Source organism: Parageobacillus galactosidasius, from assembly GCF_002217735.1.
GTDB classification, from domain to species: Bacteria; Bacillota; Bacilli; order Bacillales; family Anoxybacillaceae; genus Parageobacillus_B; species Parageobacillus_B toebii.
Genome location: NZ_NDYL01000001.1, coordinates 1,464,023 through 1,483,905, shown reverse-complemented (window position 1 = coordinate 1,483,905; position 19,883 = coordinate 1,464,023). Strand labels below are relative to the sequence as shown.

Here is a 19,883-nt window from a genome sequence, read left to right as displayed (position 1 = left end):
ATGTGAGAACAAATGGACATGTATGAAGCGCAAAAACAATTAGAACAAGCGGGAATTCCAATGGTTCTTCCGAAAGAAGGGGATTTCCGCTTAATTGGACAATTCCATTTAATGCAACGAAATTACAAACAAGAAAATGAAGCATATGAGCGCAATGTAAATAAAATAATTTCATTATTAAATCGTTATGATGGGGATGTATTGCCGATAGAAGAAAGCAAAATACTTTCCCGTCTTCGCACTTTTCATCGAACAAACAAAGTAAACGATGCACAACGAGTATTAAGAGAATTTACAAAATTCACTCAAGCAACGGAGTATTTTACATTTGATATTGAAACATTAGGAGATGCTTTGGAACGAAAATCGCCATTTGGTGTGATTGAAATTGCAATGAAAGGATATCGAAAAGATGAACGATTGAATCGTGTTGCTACGGGTAATAATTTTATTCAATTGATTGCACCGGATAAAGAATTAGAAGATGAGATACGTAAAACAATTCGTCAATTGCGTTCGGATAAATACAGCTTTCATTCTTTAGAGGAATGGAAGAAACAAACACTTGTAAACTTAATGCGTTATTCTCATTTATCAAACGGTGACACTGGAGCACAATTTATTTATGATGAACAGGGTAATTTAATTGATTTGAAACACAATGCAGTAATTTCTCAAGTGTTAGATGAAAGCGATCAAATTATTAGCAGCAAAGTAGTTGCGAATATGTCGCAGTATTTGAATCACATGGAAGCTGGGTTGCAAATGCTAAAACAACATGGAGAGCAAATTGAAAAAGCTATTCAGCGTTATCAAGATTTTTTACAGCAACATTCTAATGCATACTTTGTCTCTTACAACGGTGAGTATTTTGATATTCCTGTATTAGAAGAATGGGGAAAACGTCACAGCATACCAGTATCTGGACCAAGACAACATTTAGATTACATGAAGGCAATTCGTGTTATTTCTCCAAATATACAGGATTTACATGAAGAATTGGGGCGAAACATTGAGAGAAAACCTTTTATAACCACAATGGGAACGCTTCAAGAGTTTCGCCGCACATTAGGATTTGATACTTCCAAGGCGCATAGTGCTTTGCATGATATTGGAGATGAAGGTCTAGGAGGTTTGATTCAACGAAGCGTACCATTACTTCAAAACAGGGTGTTGGAAGGATATCGTTCTGATTCGCCTTACTTTAGCTGGAGTGAAGAAAGATTACAAAGCGGGCAACTATTGTTTTCGGTTGGAGGAGTTCAGGCGTATGCAGATGGAGAAAAATCCTTTCAGGCGAAATGGGATCCAGAAGCAAAACAATTTATTCCTCTTAGCGATTCGTTTAACACAACCATTATTAACTCAAAAACATTGTATCGCTTAGACGGAATTGTGGATTTATCTGATAATGAAACGAAGCGTTTAGGAATTCAATTGTATGATATAGCTGATGACAAATACGCTTTCATTATTCGAGAAGGAGAACAAGCTTTAGATCAATTAGCAGGATTTTTGCAAAGCCGATTTTTAAACGTAGATGGTCTTACAGAACAAGAAAAGCGGGAGATTTACGAATACCATGCTCAAGACTTAGCTCGTCGCCGTTATTTGCGTGCATTTAGTTTAAGCCAAGCAGGAAAAGGAAAAACCGGTGGCTTTGAAGCGGCAAAACGTTTGTATGAAAACGCAAGTATTTTACAAAGACGAATTTTAGGCAAGCATAAAAACTTGGAAGCAATGGCAGAAGAGCGAGCAAGACAAGAATTAGACGGACAAAAAGTAACACCTGAAGCATTTCAACAAGTAAAAGATAAACATTATCAAGAATTATTATCTGAATACCGAATGACGCATGAAGAAATGATGTCTAAAATGGACTTTAACAGCTTATATGACCCAGACAGAGGATGGATTTATAACCCATATGAAGAAAAAGATTTTTGGACAATGAAAAATCGTCTGTTGTCCGAAGTAGATGTTTATCTCCCTGCATTGCGGTATATTGAGCAAGCATTTGAAGAAGAAATGGAACAAGCAAAAGGAAATACTAATTTAGAGACTAGAGTTCGTCAACAACGGGATTTAGCGTGGTATTTGTATACTCAACGTATAAAAGAATTGACTCAAGATAAAGAACCAAAAGCTGAAATTCCAAGTAATCGCTGGCTTGATCAATTGAATAACCGGAGAATTAGTTTTACGGATTATAAAGAAGGTACTACTCATAGCATTAATTTCTATTCGCCAGAAACAGTGGAGCAAAGCATTCAAAAATATGTGTATCAAAAAGAGATTAAGGAAAATATTGAAGACCCAAGTATTCGAGAAGCACGTTATCGAGAACGAATTAATCGCATGATTAAATCGTTGCGTATAGAAGAGATTATTACTGAAGAAATGGCTAATCGTTGGCAAGAAATGAATGCGGCCAATGAAAGTGTGTATAACACAATTCGAATGATTGCTGCAGAAATGCAAATGCATCAAATTCGCTTTCAAGATATGAAAGACACAATATCTTTGTCTGCAAATACTGCTATACAAGAGATTGACCGAGCAGCGAATATGCGATATGTCGAAGACGCTGTAAAACGAGCAAAAAATATTACTACTGTGTTATTCACTGCACAACAAGCAGAAGGGACACGTATTGAATTTGATGCTGATTTTGAAGAAAAATTAAAAACGCTGGATAAACCACATTTATCAGGATTAACACCAAATAATCGTAAAGCATTAGAAAGAGTATTAGCTGATTTACAAGAACATTCAAATTTCAGAAATCTTCAAGTTGCATTATCTTATGATGAAAATGCACAGACAGCGAAAATTACTATCTTTCGGCCGGAGCACAGCACCAGTGTGATGGAGCATTTATTGCAAGGCAAAAGACATAACAAAGCAGTGGAAATGCTCATGCCTTTGATTAGCCAAGAAGGTGTTCATATTATTGGTAATCGAAGATTAAACGCACGCTCGTTCCTATTTTTAGAAAACAATCAAACGGTTCTCAAGTCTTCTGCAGAAATGATTGCAGAACATTACTCACAAGTATTAGGAGATATTTTAGATTCCATTCATAAAGGAGATATTGAATTAGCCAACAGAAAAGCAAGACGGACATTAAATCAGGCCATTGAGGAATTAGCAGGTATTCAACGTAATATGTCATATAGCGATTCGTATTACTACAATCGAAATCAATCGGATTTCTTTAAACAATCTCAAGTGGATGTTCAAAGCGCTTATATTCACGATCTGTATAATAGGGGAATTATCACAAGAGAAGATTTTAAAAATGATGTGTTTGATAAAGATGGCCAATTAAAGCGTTTTGTAACACTCGATGATTTAACGAATAAAAAGGCGTATGAAGTATTAGTTTCTATTGGAGATTGGCTCAATAATCTGCAAGTAAATGGAGAACCATTTCCATTGTTTTCTTCTGCAGTAAAAGCAGATCATGTAGCTAAAGGCCGCTTTAGCATGCAAGACATTCGAGATTATATCCCTTATGGATATTACACATTTATGGGTCGTGACAACCCAATTCAATTTATGAATGTTCATTTATTAGATAAAGAAATAAAAGATGGATTGGAAAATGTGAGTCAATCCACAAATGCCTATATTCGATTTGATCCATTAGTTGCGACAGATAAACAATTAGCATTTGAAAATGAATGGCGTAATCGTTATAATTCGACTGATCATATGGGTGTCAATTTAAAAGTAGCATTCATGAATGATCAGCAATTATTAGATCGAATTCGTGAATTAGCGAATGATCCTGAATATCATGATCTTTTATTTAAATCAGGAATTATTGAAGGTTTTGATATTAAAACAAAAGAACCGATTTTAAATAAAATTGCGATCCCTCGAATTTATGAACAGCAAGGTTTGATCGCTTCCGATGTCATGGATCAGTTACAAGTTATGGAACAAAAGATTTTTCCTGAGCGATTTGAATTATTAGATGGATTAGATGATGGATCTGAAATAAAACCTGGGCAATTAATTGGTTATGAAATAGTAAACGGTCAAAGAAGAGAAGTTAGATGGGAAAACAAACATAATGCTAAATTATTCGTTGAAAACGGTCGTGTAGGAGCTAAATGGAGAGAACAGGCATTCAAAGTAATTGCTGAAGGAGAAAAAGCAACAGATGTAACTATTAGCCGTGAATTGCTTGCAGCTATCGTAGGCGATGATAGTGTAAGCATGGTATTAAACCCAAATATCAAGAAACACCGAGATTATGGCATGTGGTTATCAGGTAAAGCTAAATTATTAGCGCAACATGCACAAGAGGTATATGAACAGTTACAAAAAGCATTTGCAGATAAAGCTAGCGCTTTAGGACAAAGACGATTTGAAATACAAAAAGAGTTTGAAAACATTTTAAAAGAAGCAAGCAAAGTGAATCTAGTGTGGGATGAAGAAAATAAAGTATTTATTCAACGAGGAAATGAACCAATTCCTGTTACAAAATTCGATGAGATCTTTAAGAAATTAGGTATTCAAGATAAGACATCATTAGGATATGAAACAGCCATTTTAGAAACAAGAGTAAGTAAAGTTAGCAATTATGGTCGTGTTGTAGATAAAACTGGTCAGCAAGTTCTTCAAGTTTGGCATGATGAAAGAGGAAACTTGCGTAAAGTATACAAAGTCGGCCGTGATGGTGTTAATTGGGCGCACCGTGAAATGAGAGTATTACAAGAGCTAGGATTATTCAAAACATATGAAATGGTATTTGATACTATGATGGCTCAAGCACAAGATGCAGATAACTACGCTTATTATCAGACACTTAATCCTGATAGCCGTTATCGGCCAAAAGCAATCAGTCGATTGCAAGAAGCTCAGAACTATATTACTGCCTTAACAAGCTTGGTGTATCCAGAACATGAAATGGTTGATCAGCATCGTGCTTTACAGCTTCATCAATTTAGACCATTACCAGAATTAGAATTAGATGAATATACGTATCGTGGCACAATTTTTGATAAGGAATATGTAATAAATTTATTAGGGGAGCAAGGAGTTGAAGCTCCAAAGCATGGTTATTGGTTAGAACTGCCTAGTGTAGAAACAACTAGCGGAGGAGAGAAATTTGTTACTTTGAATATTGATGGAGAAAGAAGACCTATTAATCGCATCTTTGTGCCTTTCATGAATTTAGAGGGGGCAAATGGCGACATTTACTTGCGTCAATTACAACAAAAAATTGCGGATATTTATAGACGTGCTCAAGAAGTAGATGCAAGCAAGAACAGAAAAGAACGAAATGAAGCACTTGGTCGTTTGCAAAAATCAGTAGATGATTATTATCAAACATTAGTGGAGCAAATTTCATCTTCAAAAGGATTATTAGGTGATGATGTTTTCAAGGCAACTATGCCAAATTCCGCATCTGGATTGTTTAAATTGTTAGATCCACAAACATCGATGGAATTAGATGGTGAGTACACATTTATTTCAGAAGCAGATGCAAAAGCATTAGGGGTATATGACAAACTCATGGAAATTGAACGCTTGCGCAAATTAGGCAAGCAAGTGGATGACTTGTATGTGATGAATGTGCGCTATCCAACATTCCATAAAAACGCAATGCAAGTATCAAAATTGCGGATCGGTAAAAATGTAAAACAAGGTGAGTTTTTGACAACTTCTCTAATGTCTGCTTGGATGAAAGCAGACTCAGACGGTGACTATGATCACATTGTAGTGATTGACAATGATGAAATTCAAAAAGAATGGAAAATGCTTTATGAAAAACGTCTACAACAATTAGATAAACTTTACAAAGAACATATCAGCAAACAATCAACAGCAGATCGAAAATTTGATGCTGAATATATTACAGGTGGTGCTTCCGAATTTGAAGCATTTGCTCCAAACACAGAAGAAGAAATGGCAGCAAAAATCGGTAAACGTGCAATTGGTTCGGCTTCTAACTTAAACCTATTCTTGCATCAATTAGCAGATGAATATCTTGAACAAGGCAGTCAAGCTCAAGAAGATATAAAAACATTTGGTGCGGCAATAGAACAAAAACTGATTTCTTCTAAGCACAGTGAAGGAAAGGCATTGGTAGGAAGAGCACCCGCTTTTGAGATGATTCAAGCTATTTATAATGGAGATTGGACAACAGCAAGAGATATTGATGATGAGTTTTTTGAATCTGCGTTTCAAAGAGAACACAAAATGAATGAAGCCTTTGCCGCACTAGATAAAATCACTGAAAATCTGAAAAATGGCTTATATAACGAATCTCTCCGTTTTGGAACAAGTTATGGATTAAATGCAAAGAATATGTCTGTTAAACAAATTGTTGATATGGTTCATGGACAAGCCGGAAATCGAGAAGTAACAATGGCTAACTCCCTGCTCAATATGATTCATAAAATGTTAGGCATTCGAATGGAAAAGACATATGATGATGGAACACAAGTTCATCGAAAAGTAACACCATACCAATCATTAGAAGCACAAATTCGAAAAGAGCGAGAAACTGATTTTGCTGCAAGAGTAGGGGAATTTGTTGAGGATGCTTCTGGCGGTACACTTGCCGATTTTGGAGAACGTGTGAAAGAAACATTGCGAGAAGTATCTAAAAATAAAGGATTAAAACGAGGAATTATTGGTGGTGCTCTTGCCCTTGGCGGTTTAGCGTTATACAATATTCTTAGCCACGATAAACCGTTAGAACCACCAATGCAGGAAGAACAAACAGCAAGAGAACCAGTTCCTGCAATACAACCTCCATTATATAATTCAGCTCCTCAACAAAATGCCAATATTACGATTCGAGCTAAAGGAAAAGGTCATGATTCAGAACAATTATCACACATGGTATATCAAGGAATGCAACAATCGAATATGAATCATGGACATGCTCGTATTACGATAAATCATCAAGATAATACTCAGAAACTAAACCGATTCTGGTATCGAGATAAAATCGAAGAAAATATATAGGGGGATGCATATGGCAAAACAAGCAGTTTATGATGATCGAGATGCCCTTTATGGGCCTCTCGATGATCATTATTTGCGTATTGGAGATTCACAATTTATTGTACCTCCTACAGCAATTAGTGTTCATCGACAAATGAAAAACAAAAAAGTACCTGTATTACGTGGTCGCAATAGTATGCCAAAAGAATCAGGATATTATGATCGTATCGTTACGATTACATTGTTTTTCCCTGGAATGGACTCGATTAATCATGAATTAAGACCTTTATTGGCGCAAGCTAAAAAATGTCCATTTTTGCCAATTGAAAACACGTATCTAAATAGTGTTCATGGCATTGAAGCAATCACAATACAAGGGATTACAGTTCAAACTACTCCAGGTTTTCCTCATACATTACAAGCCATGATTCAGGCATATGTATTTGAACCATCTACGTATATTTATAGTGAAAATGCACGAAGTTTCGATGAAATGTTTAACTGGCCATTATTTCGATGGTATTATAGCCGAAATCTAGAACCATCTACCGGAAGAAGACAATACACTTTCTTTGAGCCATTAGTTCAAGAATTACATGATGGATATATGTTTCGCATTGTGGCAGAAGATGATTTGAAAGCAATTCGAGAATGGCGGAAATACAAATATAAACTTATCAAAGAGTGGTTAGAAGATAAAGCAAATAAAGTAGGACCTGATTTTGAAGATTGGTTAAAATTTAAAATTAAAAATGCAGGCGGTCTTTTTGAATGGGGAAATGAAGCGGCTGAAACCATATTTAATGAAAAGTATAATGAATTATATAAAAAAGCTAGGTTTGAATATGATTTACATTATGAAACATGGGATGTTGGCGATTTGTTTTTACAAGAACTTAGTGTAAGTTTTGAAAATCATATTGTTTCTCAGCAATTACAAATGCATGCTTCTCCTACTCATCAGTATTTAGGATCACAAGACACTATTATTGTTGCTCGTTTTCGGACAGATGATCCAGAAGCACTGGCAAGCTTAGAAAACTTAGTCAAACGTGTAACGAGTTACGCAAGAGAATATCATAAAGAAGTGGCCAATGGGTTTTTGCAATTTGATCATCAGTTAACTCGATTGTTTGGTGTAAAAAATGTAGCTATTGAAGATATGGAAGTTACAACAGTAGAAGGTTTTCCAAATACGTATGATGTAGTATTAACAATGATGGCTTATAATCGTGTAGAACGTAAAATGCATGAAGCAAAAGCATTGACATTAGGATTAGATTGGAAAATTGATCTATTTGAAGCAGATCCTCTTGATATAGAAATTTATGAGTCCTTATCAGAGCTTTTACGGGATATTAATATTACCATGACAGCAGAAAAACAAGCAGTATATGATGCAAAAGTATTAGAAGTCTTTCGTCATTGTGAACTATATCCAGATTTAGAGCTTCCAACATATAAAGAGGTAAAAGAAGCGGGATTTTCTATACCAAATACAAATGGCGGCATTTTTGTCGATCCCGATTTCTTTTTAATATATGATGAACCAGCTGATTTTGCTGGAATCTTAAATGAGTCCATAAAACAAACACACGAGATTCGATTAATTGATGGTGCGGGAGGCGAAGCAGTTGTACATCCAGACAATGGCGTAGGTTATTCTTACACACTAAATGAGAAAGCAAAGCAACAAATTAACGATGCTTCCAAGCTGCAAGCAACTGAAACATCGAAAAATATGCTCCCAGAAAGCAATTATCCGATTAATAAAGACAATATCAAAGCTAATGAAATGGAAGCACTCATTCGAAAAACAGCATTAGACTATGGTTTCTCAGATGCTTATGCAGTGGGATTCGTTCGTTATTTTGATAAAAATTATAAACAGTTTTATAAAAAAGGGGTAAACCCAGATCTAGGTGGAATCAAAGTCAATAAGACTGGTATTGCGATCATGCAAGACAAAAATTTTGACTATACACTTCGTGATGGAGACGTTTATATTGGCGTTATGCGAGTACCACGTGCTTATGGGACACCAACTTTATTAAAACAAAGCATTAAGTATAATGTGGAAACAGGTATTCGATATATGAAATATTATTGGAATGAAGTTAATGATAAAATCATGAAATCTAAACAAGTAAGTATTAAACCGGTCATGAAATTGTTTCACCTGAAAAACAGTGAAACAAATCTTGCACATTTTGCGGCTACCTTGTTCTTATACTTAGGGTATCGAAAAGAACTATACGACTTAGTGGAACGTAATAAAATACCACAAAGCGCTATTGTCAAAAAAATACAAGCGATTTTAAATACGGTGAAATCAACAAGTGATTGGTCTGATCAAAAAATTAAGGATCGATATAATGAATTGCCATTAAAAGATATCAAAAACACAAAACAAACTACGCCATCAGATAAACAAAAGAAAGTGACAGATGAATTGGATCGATTAGAAGAATCTGATTACGCAAAAAGCCAAAATATTCAAAAAGGCATGTTGTATGATATGTTAAAATATGATCGAAGAGGTCGATTGATTCGAGCGTTTCCAACCTTCTTCTTAACGTTTGTGGATGAAGGAAAATTTAAAGGCACTGTTAAAATGTCAGATCAATACTTTCAATATCGAGCTGTCATGGATATTAGTTTTAATAACAGTCGAAAACAAGCTGCTTCTACGTTAGTAGTAGAATTAGGCAATGCTTTTGGTTCTTTAAGTGATGCGGAAAAATCGTTAGATTTAAGTTATACAAGTTTTTGGGATTTAATTCAAAATTTATTAATGCCGGGAGGAATTGCACGAGAAACAGAACGTTATCGTCATCGTGATGCGAATTATTATAAAAGTATTATGTTACGAACGGGTGTGAGAGTGCATTTCCGTATAGGCTATGGTGCTAACGCAGCTAATTTACCAACAATTATTAACGGAACGATCACTTCGCTTCAAAACAATGGTGAAACCATTACGATGGTTGTACAAAGCGATGGAATTGAATTAACAAATAAATTAAATGCATATATTGAACCTGATGATGATACATCCGGATTTTTAAGCACTACAAAAGAAGTAACTGAAATTGTCGATGAATTATTAACAGACTCTCAAGGTTTTTGGAAAAACTTATCTGCTTTATTAAGCAACGAAGAATACGAAAATCATTCGCTTGGTATCATGCATTTTGGAGAAACTGGCGGTCCTCAAGGATGGCAGGATTTAAAAAATATTATCAATTTTATTACTCTGCAAGGAGAAGGAAGAGAGATATCTGAAATTAATATGAATGTGTATCAAACAACAGGATTATTAAATACAGAGCATGATACATGGTGGAATCGCTTCAAAGATGCATTAGGAATGGGAGAAGCAGATGAAGTTGGAATCAATATTAACCTATATGATAAAACAGTTTGGGATGTGTTGAATATTGCCGCCGCTATTGGAACGGATATAATTGTAGCTGTTCATCCATTTCATTTTCGCAATACCATCTTTCTTGGAAAACCATACTTCCCATTGCATTATGGATATAAAGTGGATTTAAAATCGGAACAAGTAACAGGAACATATGTCAAGCCATTTAAGCAAATACATTTTTATGATAGCTATACAACAATTATTGATAATACGATTCAAGCTACTGAAGAAAACATGTATACCGTTGCAGTGGGAACGTATATGAATGAAGGAAAATTAGAAACGACAATCCCTGTTTATGTAGATACAAATATATGGCCAGAAAAACAAAAAACAGTCAACATTGATACCATGTTAAATGCAAAAGGTGTATGGCTATTTGATAAAATGCCGTTTATCGGTTCGCTCCTTAATAAGCCATTCCAGTGGTATTTTGACGAAGGTGTCGCATTGCGCATTACCATGTCCGGGCTTCGAGATTACGTAAAAGATATGTATGACGGATATTTGATCGTCATGGGTGATCCATCGGTAAAACCATATGATACTATGCTGATTCAAGATACGTACAATAGCATTACGGGTCCAGCTGACGTGAAAGAAGTCATTCATATTTTGAATGGTGATGTCGGATTTATCACCATGATTAAGCCAGATGCCATTGTATATAATCGTGATAAAAAGATTGCCGAATTCTTGCTCACTGCTTGTTCATGGATTACTGCTGCTGCTACTACACTATTGCTTCGAGCTTGGCTTGCGACAAGAGGATATACAGGAACATTGCCAATTATCAATGCGATTTGGGCGAATACTGCTAAACAATTTCGTAAAATGAAAAACAAATTTGATAACAATCTGTTTGTAAAGAAAGCAAAAGAATTAGCTAAAAACAAAAACATTACTAGTTATTTTAATAAGCGCAAACAACAAGAAGAAGCATTATTAAAAGGCGGAACACCAAAAGAGGATATTGAACGGTGGAAGAAAAACGGATTATTTGATAAAGTTATTAAAATCTTCGATGACGTTGATCAAAAACAGTTAGAAGAAATATTAGGAAAAGGCACAGATATGTTATATCGCTCCAGAATATTCCCATCGCATAAAATTGATCGAGCGAAATTGGAAAAATTAAAAATTAAATCAAGCACCGTTTTAATGAAGGGCAGCAAAAAGGCAGCGAAAATTCTGCGAGCATCCAAAGGATTAATGTCGTTAGCAAGGGGAGTCGCTGCTGGAGCAGTTGCATTAACTGGTCCGATTGGATTAATTGTATCCGCAATTGAAATGGCATTGATAGAAATTTTAGTGTCCACAGTTGGAGAATTTATAAATCGATTCTTAATGACACGACAAGCATGTGTCATTATCCCATTGAAAAAAGATGGATATCCATGGACTGCAGGAATTAATGGCCACAAAGGTTCGGTTGCAGGAGATCCAAAAGATGTATGGCAAACTATTGCTACTAGCCATGTTGGATCGTTTATCTTAGCTTTATTAGGTGTAGATGCGCAAGCTTATGAAACACCAAATTATCCAGATCAAGTTTCTGATGTCTTGCCATTTGCGTCATCTACAAAAAGTGCATCCAGAAATGAAATGATTAATATTCAAAATGTGATTACCGGTTTAGTTAACAGTGTGATGCCTCCACGTCGTTTAGATTATGAGTTGTATAAAAATGATGTGAAAGCCGCATATGAAGAGATTAAAGGAAGAAAAAGCAAATTAGACGCTCAATCGGAATCAAAAATTACACCTAATTATAGTGATTTAGAAGAAAAAGTTAAAGAATCGGAAAATTTCTTGAAGCGTTTTATCGATTGGTTGTCAGGTTTAGGACAAGATGATGACAGCGGCGGTGGATGTAGTAATGATATTGGTGTCAATGGAAAAGCAGTTAATGTATCCGTTCAAGTCCGTGCTTATGAATCGACAATTCGCAAATATGCAGAAAAATATGGAGTAGCTGGATATGTTCCAATTATCATGGCGCAAATGATGCAAGAATCTGGTGGTCGAGGACTAGACCCAATGCAAGCGTCTGAACATTATTGCGGCCGAATTGGTTGTATTAAAGATCCAGAAATCAGTATTCGAGAAGGAGTAAAATACTTTGCTGAATTACTGAAAAAATCAAAAGGCGATGTAAAACTTGCATTACAAGCGTACAACTACGGAGAAGGATTTATCAGCTATGTAATGAAACGTGGCGGCCGTTATACAAAGCAATTGGCTTGGGAATTCGCTGAATATATGGTTAGAAAAAAAGGGCGAAGAATTTCTCGTATTCCACCTGGATATGGTGATTCAAAATATGTTGATCGTGTACTGCGTTACTATAAAGGAGATCTTACGCCATGCGTAATAGGTGGTACAGATGATGCACCTACAGTAGTGGGAAGTGAAGGAAAGAAAAAATATCATTTATCTTACGCTCAAGCCAAAAAAGTATTAATTGATGCAGCAAAACAAAGTGATCGGGCATTTAACATACATTTAGCTGGCGGCAGTAGTACAAGCTTGATGAGAAAAGGAACATATCAATTAGTGAATCAATTGGCAAAATTATATAAGCAACACACAGGTCAAACCATCACTGTAACAAGTGCTTATCGGATTAATGATCCTAACTGGCATGGTACCGGTTATGGAGTAGATATTGATACGCCAAATACGATGAGAATTTTATCCGGTGGAAAATTAGGTTTTCCTCCAGGAAAAGATAGAGAAAACGCAACATTGTTGACAGATTTAGCTTGCCAATTAGGATTTGACGGTATTGTATTTGGTGATTATTACATTCTAGAAGCCATGAAGAAAAAATACAAAGGATTGCTTGCACAATATCGTCCGAACGATCACCATAACCACTTGCATTTGTCTTATCCAAAACCAAAGAAATAAAAGAGGAGGCATAATAAATGGCAAGATTGCAACAAAAGATTGCGTCCGAAGGGGCCTTGCGAGCGTTCGAGAAACGCTCCTATGGCCTCATCGGACATGTTATAAATTATCATCCAGAGTCATATCAATGCGATTGTGAAGAACATGGACCAGGAGTAAAACTCAAAGATTTTGAACGACATACAGTAGATGTCAAAGTATTGATGGGAAAAAAGGAGCAAATTTTAAAGCGTGTCCCGTGTTTCGTTTATTCACAAGGATTAATCAGCCATGGATTGCGGCGTAATGATCGAGTATGGATCGAATTTATCAATGGAGATCCTTCTATGCCGGTTGTTACCGCATATTATCGTGAACCTTCTCAATTGCAATTATTTTGGAATACATTTAAATATGCGTTAAGCAACATATTTCAAGAGTTTAGGATTGGTGATTAAAATGGAAAACTGGAAAGATGAATTATGGGAATTAGATAGTATGCCAACACAAGAATTGGATGAGTTGTTTATACAATCAGCCGAAGCTAAACGAAATGATGTAGGATTGATTAATCCGAGTAATGGAGCAGGCATTTTGATAAGAGAAGATCAAACCATTGAAGCATTTGCGGATTATGGACTTGGATTCCGAATAGATCCGGTTACACAAAGTTTTTCGATTTTTGCTCCGACTATTAAGTTGTTTTACAATAAAAAAGAAGAAATTTCTTGGGATGAGGAATTTACGTATTTCCGTGGAGAATATGAAGAAATGAAAGATATATTAGAAGCAGGTGATGTCGATGAGAAATTATCATGAAGTGGATTTAGCTTTTTATTCCTCTGAAGTCATTGAAGATATTGAAGTAAAAGAAGCAGAATATGGATATCGAATAGAATGGGAACCGATTGAAGGAGTAGGAGGATATGCCATTTATCGGGGAAATAGCGACACAGGTTGGGAACTACTACAAACAGTAGATGAAGATGTAACAGAATACTATGATATTCAACCGCCGCAACAAGAAGTATTCTTTTATCGAGTAGAAGCAATCATTGAAGGGGATCTCATTACTGGAGAACCTAATGAAGAAGGATTGGTTGATTTAGCATTAGTAGAAAAAGATCAATGTGCAAGACAAGACATGACGAATCGAATTCGAACACAAACAGGAGATTGGCGTTCTCATCCAGAATTAGGAGCAGATTTAGAATTATTAGAAGGGGAGCCAAATACAAGAGAGACTGGTTATCGAGGAGCAGAACAAATTCTGAATGCATTAACTTATGACGGGCGATTTAATGAAGAAGATTTGATGATACGTCCTGTCCCTGTTTCCATTAATCGTATTGATTATTATGTAGTTTTAGATTCTGATGAAACACAACCAATTGTTGTAACAGAGTCATTAGAATTGTAGGTGATAACAGATGTTAATTAAACGAACTAGCGCAGAAATTATTAACGAAGCAATGGATAAAATCGCAGAAAATACTCCGATTACAAACTTTCATGCCGGAGCCATTGCAAGGGCAATTGTAGAAGCAATGGGTCCAGAGTATGAAAGCTTATATGATTTTGCTATTGATGTGTATAAGAACGGCACTTTGCGGCATGCAAAAGATGAGTATTTGGATTTAATCGGCGAATTATTTAATTATCCTAGAAGAACGGATCGAGTGTTTGATAAAGAAAAAAATGAATTTGTAGAGGTATTAATTGATAATGAAACATATCGTTACGAATTATCGCAACGAGTGCATACAATTGTAAGCTCCAATGAAGAAGCGTTGCGATTAGCTTGCTTAACCATTCCTGGAGTGCAAAATATTATTGGAAAAGAATACACACATGGTACGGGGAGCTTTAGTTTTATTGTGGTTACACAATATGGATTTGATGCAGAAGAAGTAAGAGCAGAAGTAGAAGCAGCGGTCATGAAAACAAAAGCATTTGGAATTCGCCCGAATGTGATGCTTCCTGTTACGGTTCCTATCGAGATGAAACTACAATTGTTGTTCCATGAATCAGTAAGTGACATTGATCGAGAACAAATTCGTTTCCAAGTAAAATCAGAGCTATACAATTATTTTGGAAATTTTGGATTAGGAAAAGCATTCATTTATAACGATTTTGTTCGACAAGTCATGAATGTGGATTCGAAAATTGTGGATTTTGAAGTACTGCAATTGTATTTAAATCATGAACCGGTATTATTAACTAACCATACCATTCTAGAAGAAGAACGTATTCAACCAGAACTTATTGAAGTGGTTTAATGTAAGGGGGAATGGATATGCCTTATCCTACAAAGATTTTATTATATGATTTAGATACAGAGATTCAGCAGATTATTAATGATTTAAAAGCGATTCAAGGTTCATATGCTACCTTAAAAGATCGTTTAACCAATATTAATACAGATTTATTAGATTCAGACACAAAAGCAGTGATTGAAGATCTTATTACATCATTTAATAACACTCATAGACATATTTCAGAACGAATTGAATCTATTGAATTAGCCAATACGGAAGGAGAAGGGAATTATAATGAAAGTTTTACGTATGATGCAGATGGAAATGTTATCACGCATACAGTAACTGGAGATAAAAATTATACTATCACGTACAATTACAAAACAGACGGTAGTGGAGAATTAATTTATTCCGAAAAAACATATACGAGATCAAATGGAGATCAAGTAACCATTCGAAAAGATTACACCTATGACGCTAAAGGTAATATCACAAATATCCAAACAATAACTACGATTACTCCAGCACCATAAGGATGGTGAATCAATATGGATGTGATTTCATTAAGTAAAGCAAATAAAACATTAAATAAAATAAAACAATTAGATGAATCGGTAGTTGCTCCATTAGCAGAAGATCGTTTCCCTACGGTGGATGCACGGTTGGATTGGTTGGAGGGACAGGCAGATAAAATACGTGTAGAAAATACAATACAAATTGATTTATCGTTAGGTGTATTTAACAATGTTGAATTAAATTCGGATGGATCACTACGATTAAAAATTTTACCACCAAAACAATGAGGTGAAGCTAAATGGTTCAACTTTACTATTATGAAAAACATGAAGTTCAATTACTTGATAATGAATATCGTATGGTAGAAAAAGAAACGGTTGATTATACAATATCTTATCCTTTTAAAGTAGAAGGCTATACATCTTACACTTTTGATTCTAAAACAGGTACATTTGGTTTAAATGGAGTACAAAAAGTTATTAGTAAAGATGAATACCCCTATGGTTATAAAGTATCATCTGATAAAAAAGAATTATATTACTTTAAGTATTATCGTTATTATAATGGTATACAATATTTCAAAAAAACAACATATATAGCTCAACAATCAGAAGGTGCCGGAAATTTAATTGAAACTATTATCGCAGAAGATGGTGCTTATCCAAACAATGGCAAACATACAGATGGATATTGGTACATTAAAGTTTCACCAGTCAAATATGTTTCTAAAGGTACTTGGGAATCTCCTATTATTGATCTAGGAGAAGGATGGAAAGAAACAAAATTAGTGGATGTGGTAAAACAATTGATGCCACCAACATATTCATCTAATCAAATTCCAACCATGACTTCCAATACATCGCCATCTCCATATTCAGCTTTTGCATCTAGTGATGATGGAACTGGACTTAGACAGGCTTTTAGAGCTTTTGATAAAAACAACTCTAGTATTTGGCGTTCCAATAATTCTTCAACAGGGACTTTGCCGCAATGGATAGCTTTTGATTTTTATACGCCAAAAGTGATTGCAAAATACACAGTGACTGCAAGTAGTACAAACACAGCTAATATCCCAAAATCATGGACATTTGAGGGAAGTCAGGATGCAGCAAATTGGGTTGTTCTAGATTCGGTTACTAATGCAGGATTAACAACTACCAACACAAAATTAGAGCGTGTGATTTCCAATATAATGGCGTATCGCTATTATCGAGTTCGTGTTACCGAAGTAAATATATCAGGACAAAATTATGTAGATATCGCTGAAATTGAAATGATGGAAGCTGTTCCAGGCACAAATGTTTCTCTAGATATTTCTACTTCTAATGATGGAGTATCTTTTACACCGTATATACCATTAGATCCAAATAATCCACCACAAGGAAGATATATTAAAATACGAGTCACTTTATCTGCACAAGCTCAGCCGAGAGAAGTCAAAACACTTGATTTTAATCAGTCTTCTCCAGAAAACATGATGACTCTCAATGAATATACTGAAGCCAATGGAAAGCTTCAGTTAAAGAATAGTTACACATATAGTATGACGGATGATGGAACATTAGGAGCCGGAAAACAATTTTCTGTGACTATAAATAAAGCAAAATTTAAGTCTATTAATTCTTTGGAGGTGCAATGAAATGAGCAAAGAATGGAAGCAAATTTCAAAAAATGAATGGGTTAAAGCACTAACAGATAAAGAATGGTTAGAAGAATTAGCAGAATCATTTCTTCAACCACAAGAAGTGTTAGAAAAAGATAAACCTGAAGGAACAATGGTTTTAACATTATCAGCAACACTTTGTCATCAAATAGGCGAAAAATTATTAGAAATTGCTTCAAGAATGTAAGGAAATGGGGTGAATTAATATGCCAGTGCCTGCTACTACAGGGCAATTGAGAACAAGAATTGAAGATACGCAAATTGGTGATTATATTAAAACAGGTTATTTTACACAAACGTCTATAAATCTGTATGGAGGAATAACAGGTGCAGGAAGTGATATTCCTCCTGGTTCACCTTATGATACTAATGAAATTCCTTTAACTGGTTTTGGATCAGGTAATACTGCTACTGCTGGATATTTTTACTTTATAAAAGTAGCAAAAGGTCTATTAATCGCAGATAGAGTGATTCATAATCAAATTAGTTGGGATACTTTAAATTCGAATAAGGCCATTCAAGGATATCCGAAAACATTAACAGGAATACAAGGTATTATTCGCTCCCTTACAGGTGGAGTAGCTTATGCAGATGCGAATGGAAATAAGTCAACCACAGATCAAGGATATGGTGGATGGCCAACCAATAATGAATGGGATAAATATATAAATCGATTCCCTCAAGAATTAATTCAATCAGGAAAAACATTAGATGATGTATTTCATTCAAAGAATATTGGAACGTGGACACAAGATACACCGCAGTTAGGAATTATAATTAATAGTTCTTCTTCAACTGCTTCAGATAGAATGATTAGAAGGGAATTGGGTGCTCCTTATCATATTCATAAAGTGACTTCAAATACAAGTGGAACATTAATAGGCTTCCGCCCTGTCTTTGAATATATCGAATCATAAATAAAACAGGGATTTTATTTACAGTGAGGTGAAGATAAATGGCTACAGTTGGACAGCAACTTACAAGTCCAGAAAGTGGCTGGAAAAGAATAGATACAACAGATATACTGAATAAAATTAAAATTCTTCAAGGCAATATAAGTACAGTAACAGGGCTTGTTGCTTATTATTACAATGGCACTTTTTTATCAGTGACCGGAAATCCCTTTAAAATTCGTTTTAAATTCACAGGTAACAAAATACGTTTAATTATGAATAAATGGAGTACATTAAGCAATTCTGTAACAGTAAAAATTGATAATACCACTTATCCAGTTTTTTCAACATCAACTGCAAACCAAGGTATGTCTCTAGTATTTGAAGCAACTGGATTACCAGATGGAGAACATATTATTGATATAAGCAATGGAGATGGAAAAGGAATAGAGTTTGATGCCATTGATGTTAATGAATCAGCTGTTATCAATGAAGGAACTTATGTAATTGGAGAACAATTAACTGCACCAGAAGCAGGATGGAAGAGATATGATGATACACATCCTGCTATTAAATATATAGGTTCAGGGTGGAACACCGAGACACATTTAGCTCATTATAATAATATTGCTCATTGGTCAAGAACAGTAGGAAATAAAATTAAATTTAAGTTTAAAGGTACAAAAATTAGGATTATTACAGACCGTAATACAAATAGATTGGCAAATTCTCAATCTATAACAATTGATGGTGTGAAAGAATATATAAATACTTATGGTACAGTTCAAGGTCAAACATTGAGTTTTGAAAAAACAGGTTTAGCAGACACGATTCATGAAGTGGAATTGCAAAATGAAACAGACTTACTTCAGCTTGATGCTATTGACATAGACGATACAGGTCGTCTTCTCCATCCAGATGAAGTGACGGATATTGCTGATCTTGATGTGGGGAAACGTATTCGTTGTCATTATCAAGCACCTATGAGTGGACAAATAGGTATGTTCAGTGGATTAGGTCAAGAAACAAGTGATTTTATCCCACCTACTAGTAGTGCTACACCTAACGGCGACTTTTATTGGATCTGTTGCGATATTAAAAATGGAAAGAAAATATTGCTCGCAGATCGTAATATTCAACACAGTATTAGTTGGGATAAGATCAATGAGCAAGGTATGACTAATACAGGTAGAGAAATCACATTCTAAATTCTCTACCTAGCGCCTCAATTTAATAGTATAATATGGATGAGGTGGTTTTCT

General features: G+C 35.1%; 12 protein-coding genes. All 12 read left to right on the top strand.

Annotated elements, in window-relative coordinates; genetic code table 11:
• Positions 1–12 precede the first annotated feature (12 nt).
• The 12 genes from B9L23_RS07710 to B9L23_RS07655 are packed head-to-tail and all read left to right on the top strand — an operon-like array spanning position 13 to position 19,829.
• Entirely contained in the window at positions 13–6,990 is a 6,978-nt protein-coding gene (locus B9L23_RS07710; RefSeq protein ID WP_089097201.1) for a hypothetical protein, read from the top strand.
• 10 nt (positions 6,991–7,000) lie between these two features.
• A complete protein-coding gene (locus tag B9L23_RS07705) occupies positions 7,001–13,312 on the top strand; it encodes a lysozyme family protein (RefSeq protein ID WP_089097200.1) in 6,312 nt (2,103 codons plus the stop codon).
• A gap of 17 nt (positions 13,313–13,329) precedes the next feature.
• Positions 13,330–13,749 carry a hypothetical protein gene (locus tag B9L23_RS07700; protein WP_089097199.1) on the top strand — a complete coding sequence of 140 codons (420 nt, stop codon included), beginning with the start codon at positions 13,330–13,332 and terminating at the stop codon, positions 13,747–13,749.
• Positions 13,742–14,110: a hypothetical protein gene (locus B9L23_RS07695; protein ID WP_089097198.1), complete on the top strand. Its 369-nt coding sequence runs from the start codon at positions 13,742–13,744 to the stop codon at positions 14,108–14,110. Before B9L23_RS07700 ends, B9L23_RS07695 begins: the two co-directional genes overlap by 8 nt.
• On the top strand, positions 14,088–14,711 hold the full coding sequence (locus B9L23_RS07690) for a hypothetical protein (RefSeq protein WP_245842316.1): 624 nt from the start codon (positions 14,088–14,090) through the stop codon (positions 14,709–14,711). The genes B9L23_RS07695 and B9L23_RS07690 overlap by 23 nt, the downstream gene beginning before the upstream one ends.
• 10 nt (positions 14,712–14,721) lie before the next feature.
• Positions 14,722–15,570: a hypothetical protein gene (locus tag B9L23_RS07685; RefSeq protein WP_089097197.1), complete on the top strand. Its 849-nt coding sequence runs from the start codon at positions 14,722–14,724 to the stop codon at positions 15,568–15,570.
• Positions 15,571–15,587: 17 nt separating this feature from the next.
• A complete protein-coding gene (locus B9L23_RS07680; protein WP_089097196.1) occupies positions 15,588–16,082 on the top strand; it encodes a hypothetical protein in 495 nt (164 codons plus the stop codon).
• Positions 16,083–16,097: 15 nt separating this feature from the next.
• Complete coding sequence (locus B9L23_RS07675; RefSeq protein WP_089097195.1) at positions 16,098–16,352, top strand: hypothetical protein; 255 nt, start codon at positions 16,098–16,100, stop codon at positions 16,350–16,352.
• 11 nt (positions 16,353–16,363) lie between these two features.
• The gene (locus tag B9L23_RS07670; protein ID WP_089097194.1) at positions 16,364–17,704 is read left to right on the top strand and encodes a discoidin domain-containing protein; all 1,341 of its coding nucleotides are present in this window, start codon (positions 16,364–16,366) and stop codon (positions 17,702–17,704) included.
• A gap of 1 nt (position 17,705) precedes the next feature.
• A complete protein-coding gene (locus tag B9L23_RS07665; protein ID WP_089097193.1) occupies positions 17,706–17,915 on the top strand; it encodes a hypothetical protein in 210 nt (69 codons plus the stop codon).
• 19 nt (positions 17,916–17,934) lie between these two features.
• Positions 17,935–18,645 carry a hypothetical protein gene (locus B9L23_RS07660; RefSeq protein WP_089097192.1) on the top strand — a complete coding sequence of 237 codons (711 nt, stop codon included), beginning with the start codon at positions 17,935–17,937 and terminating at the stop codon, positions 18,643–18,645.
• Between the two features lie 38 nt (positions 18,646–18,683).
• A complete protein-coding gene (locus B9L23_RS07655; RefSeq protein WP_089097191.1) occupies positions 18,684–19,829 on the top strand; it encodes a hypothetical protein in 1,146 nt (381 codons plus the stop codon).
• Positions 19,830–19,883 lie beyond the last annotated feature (54 nt).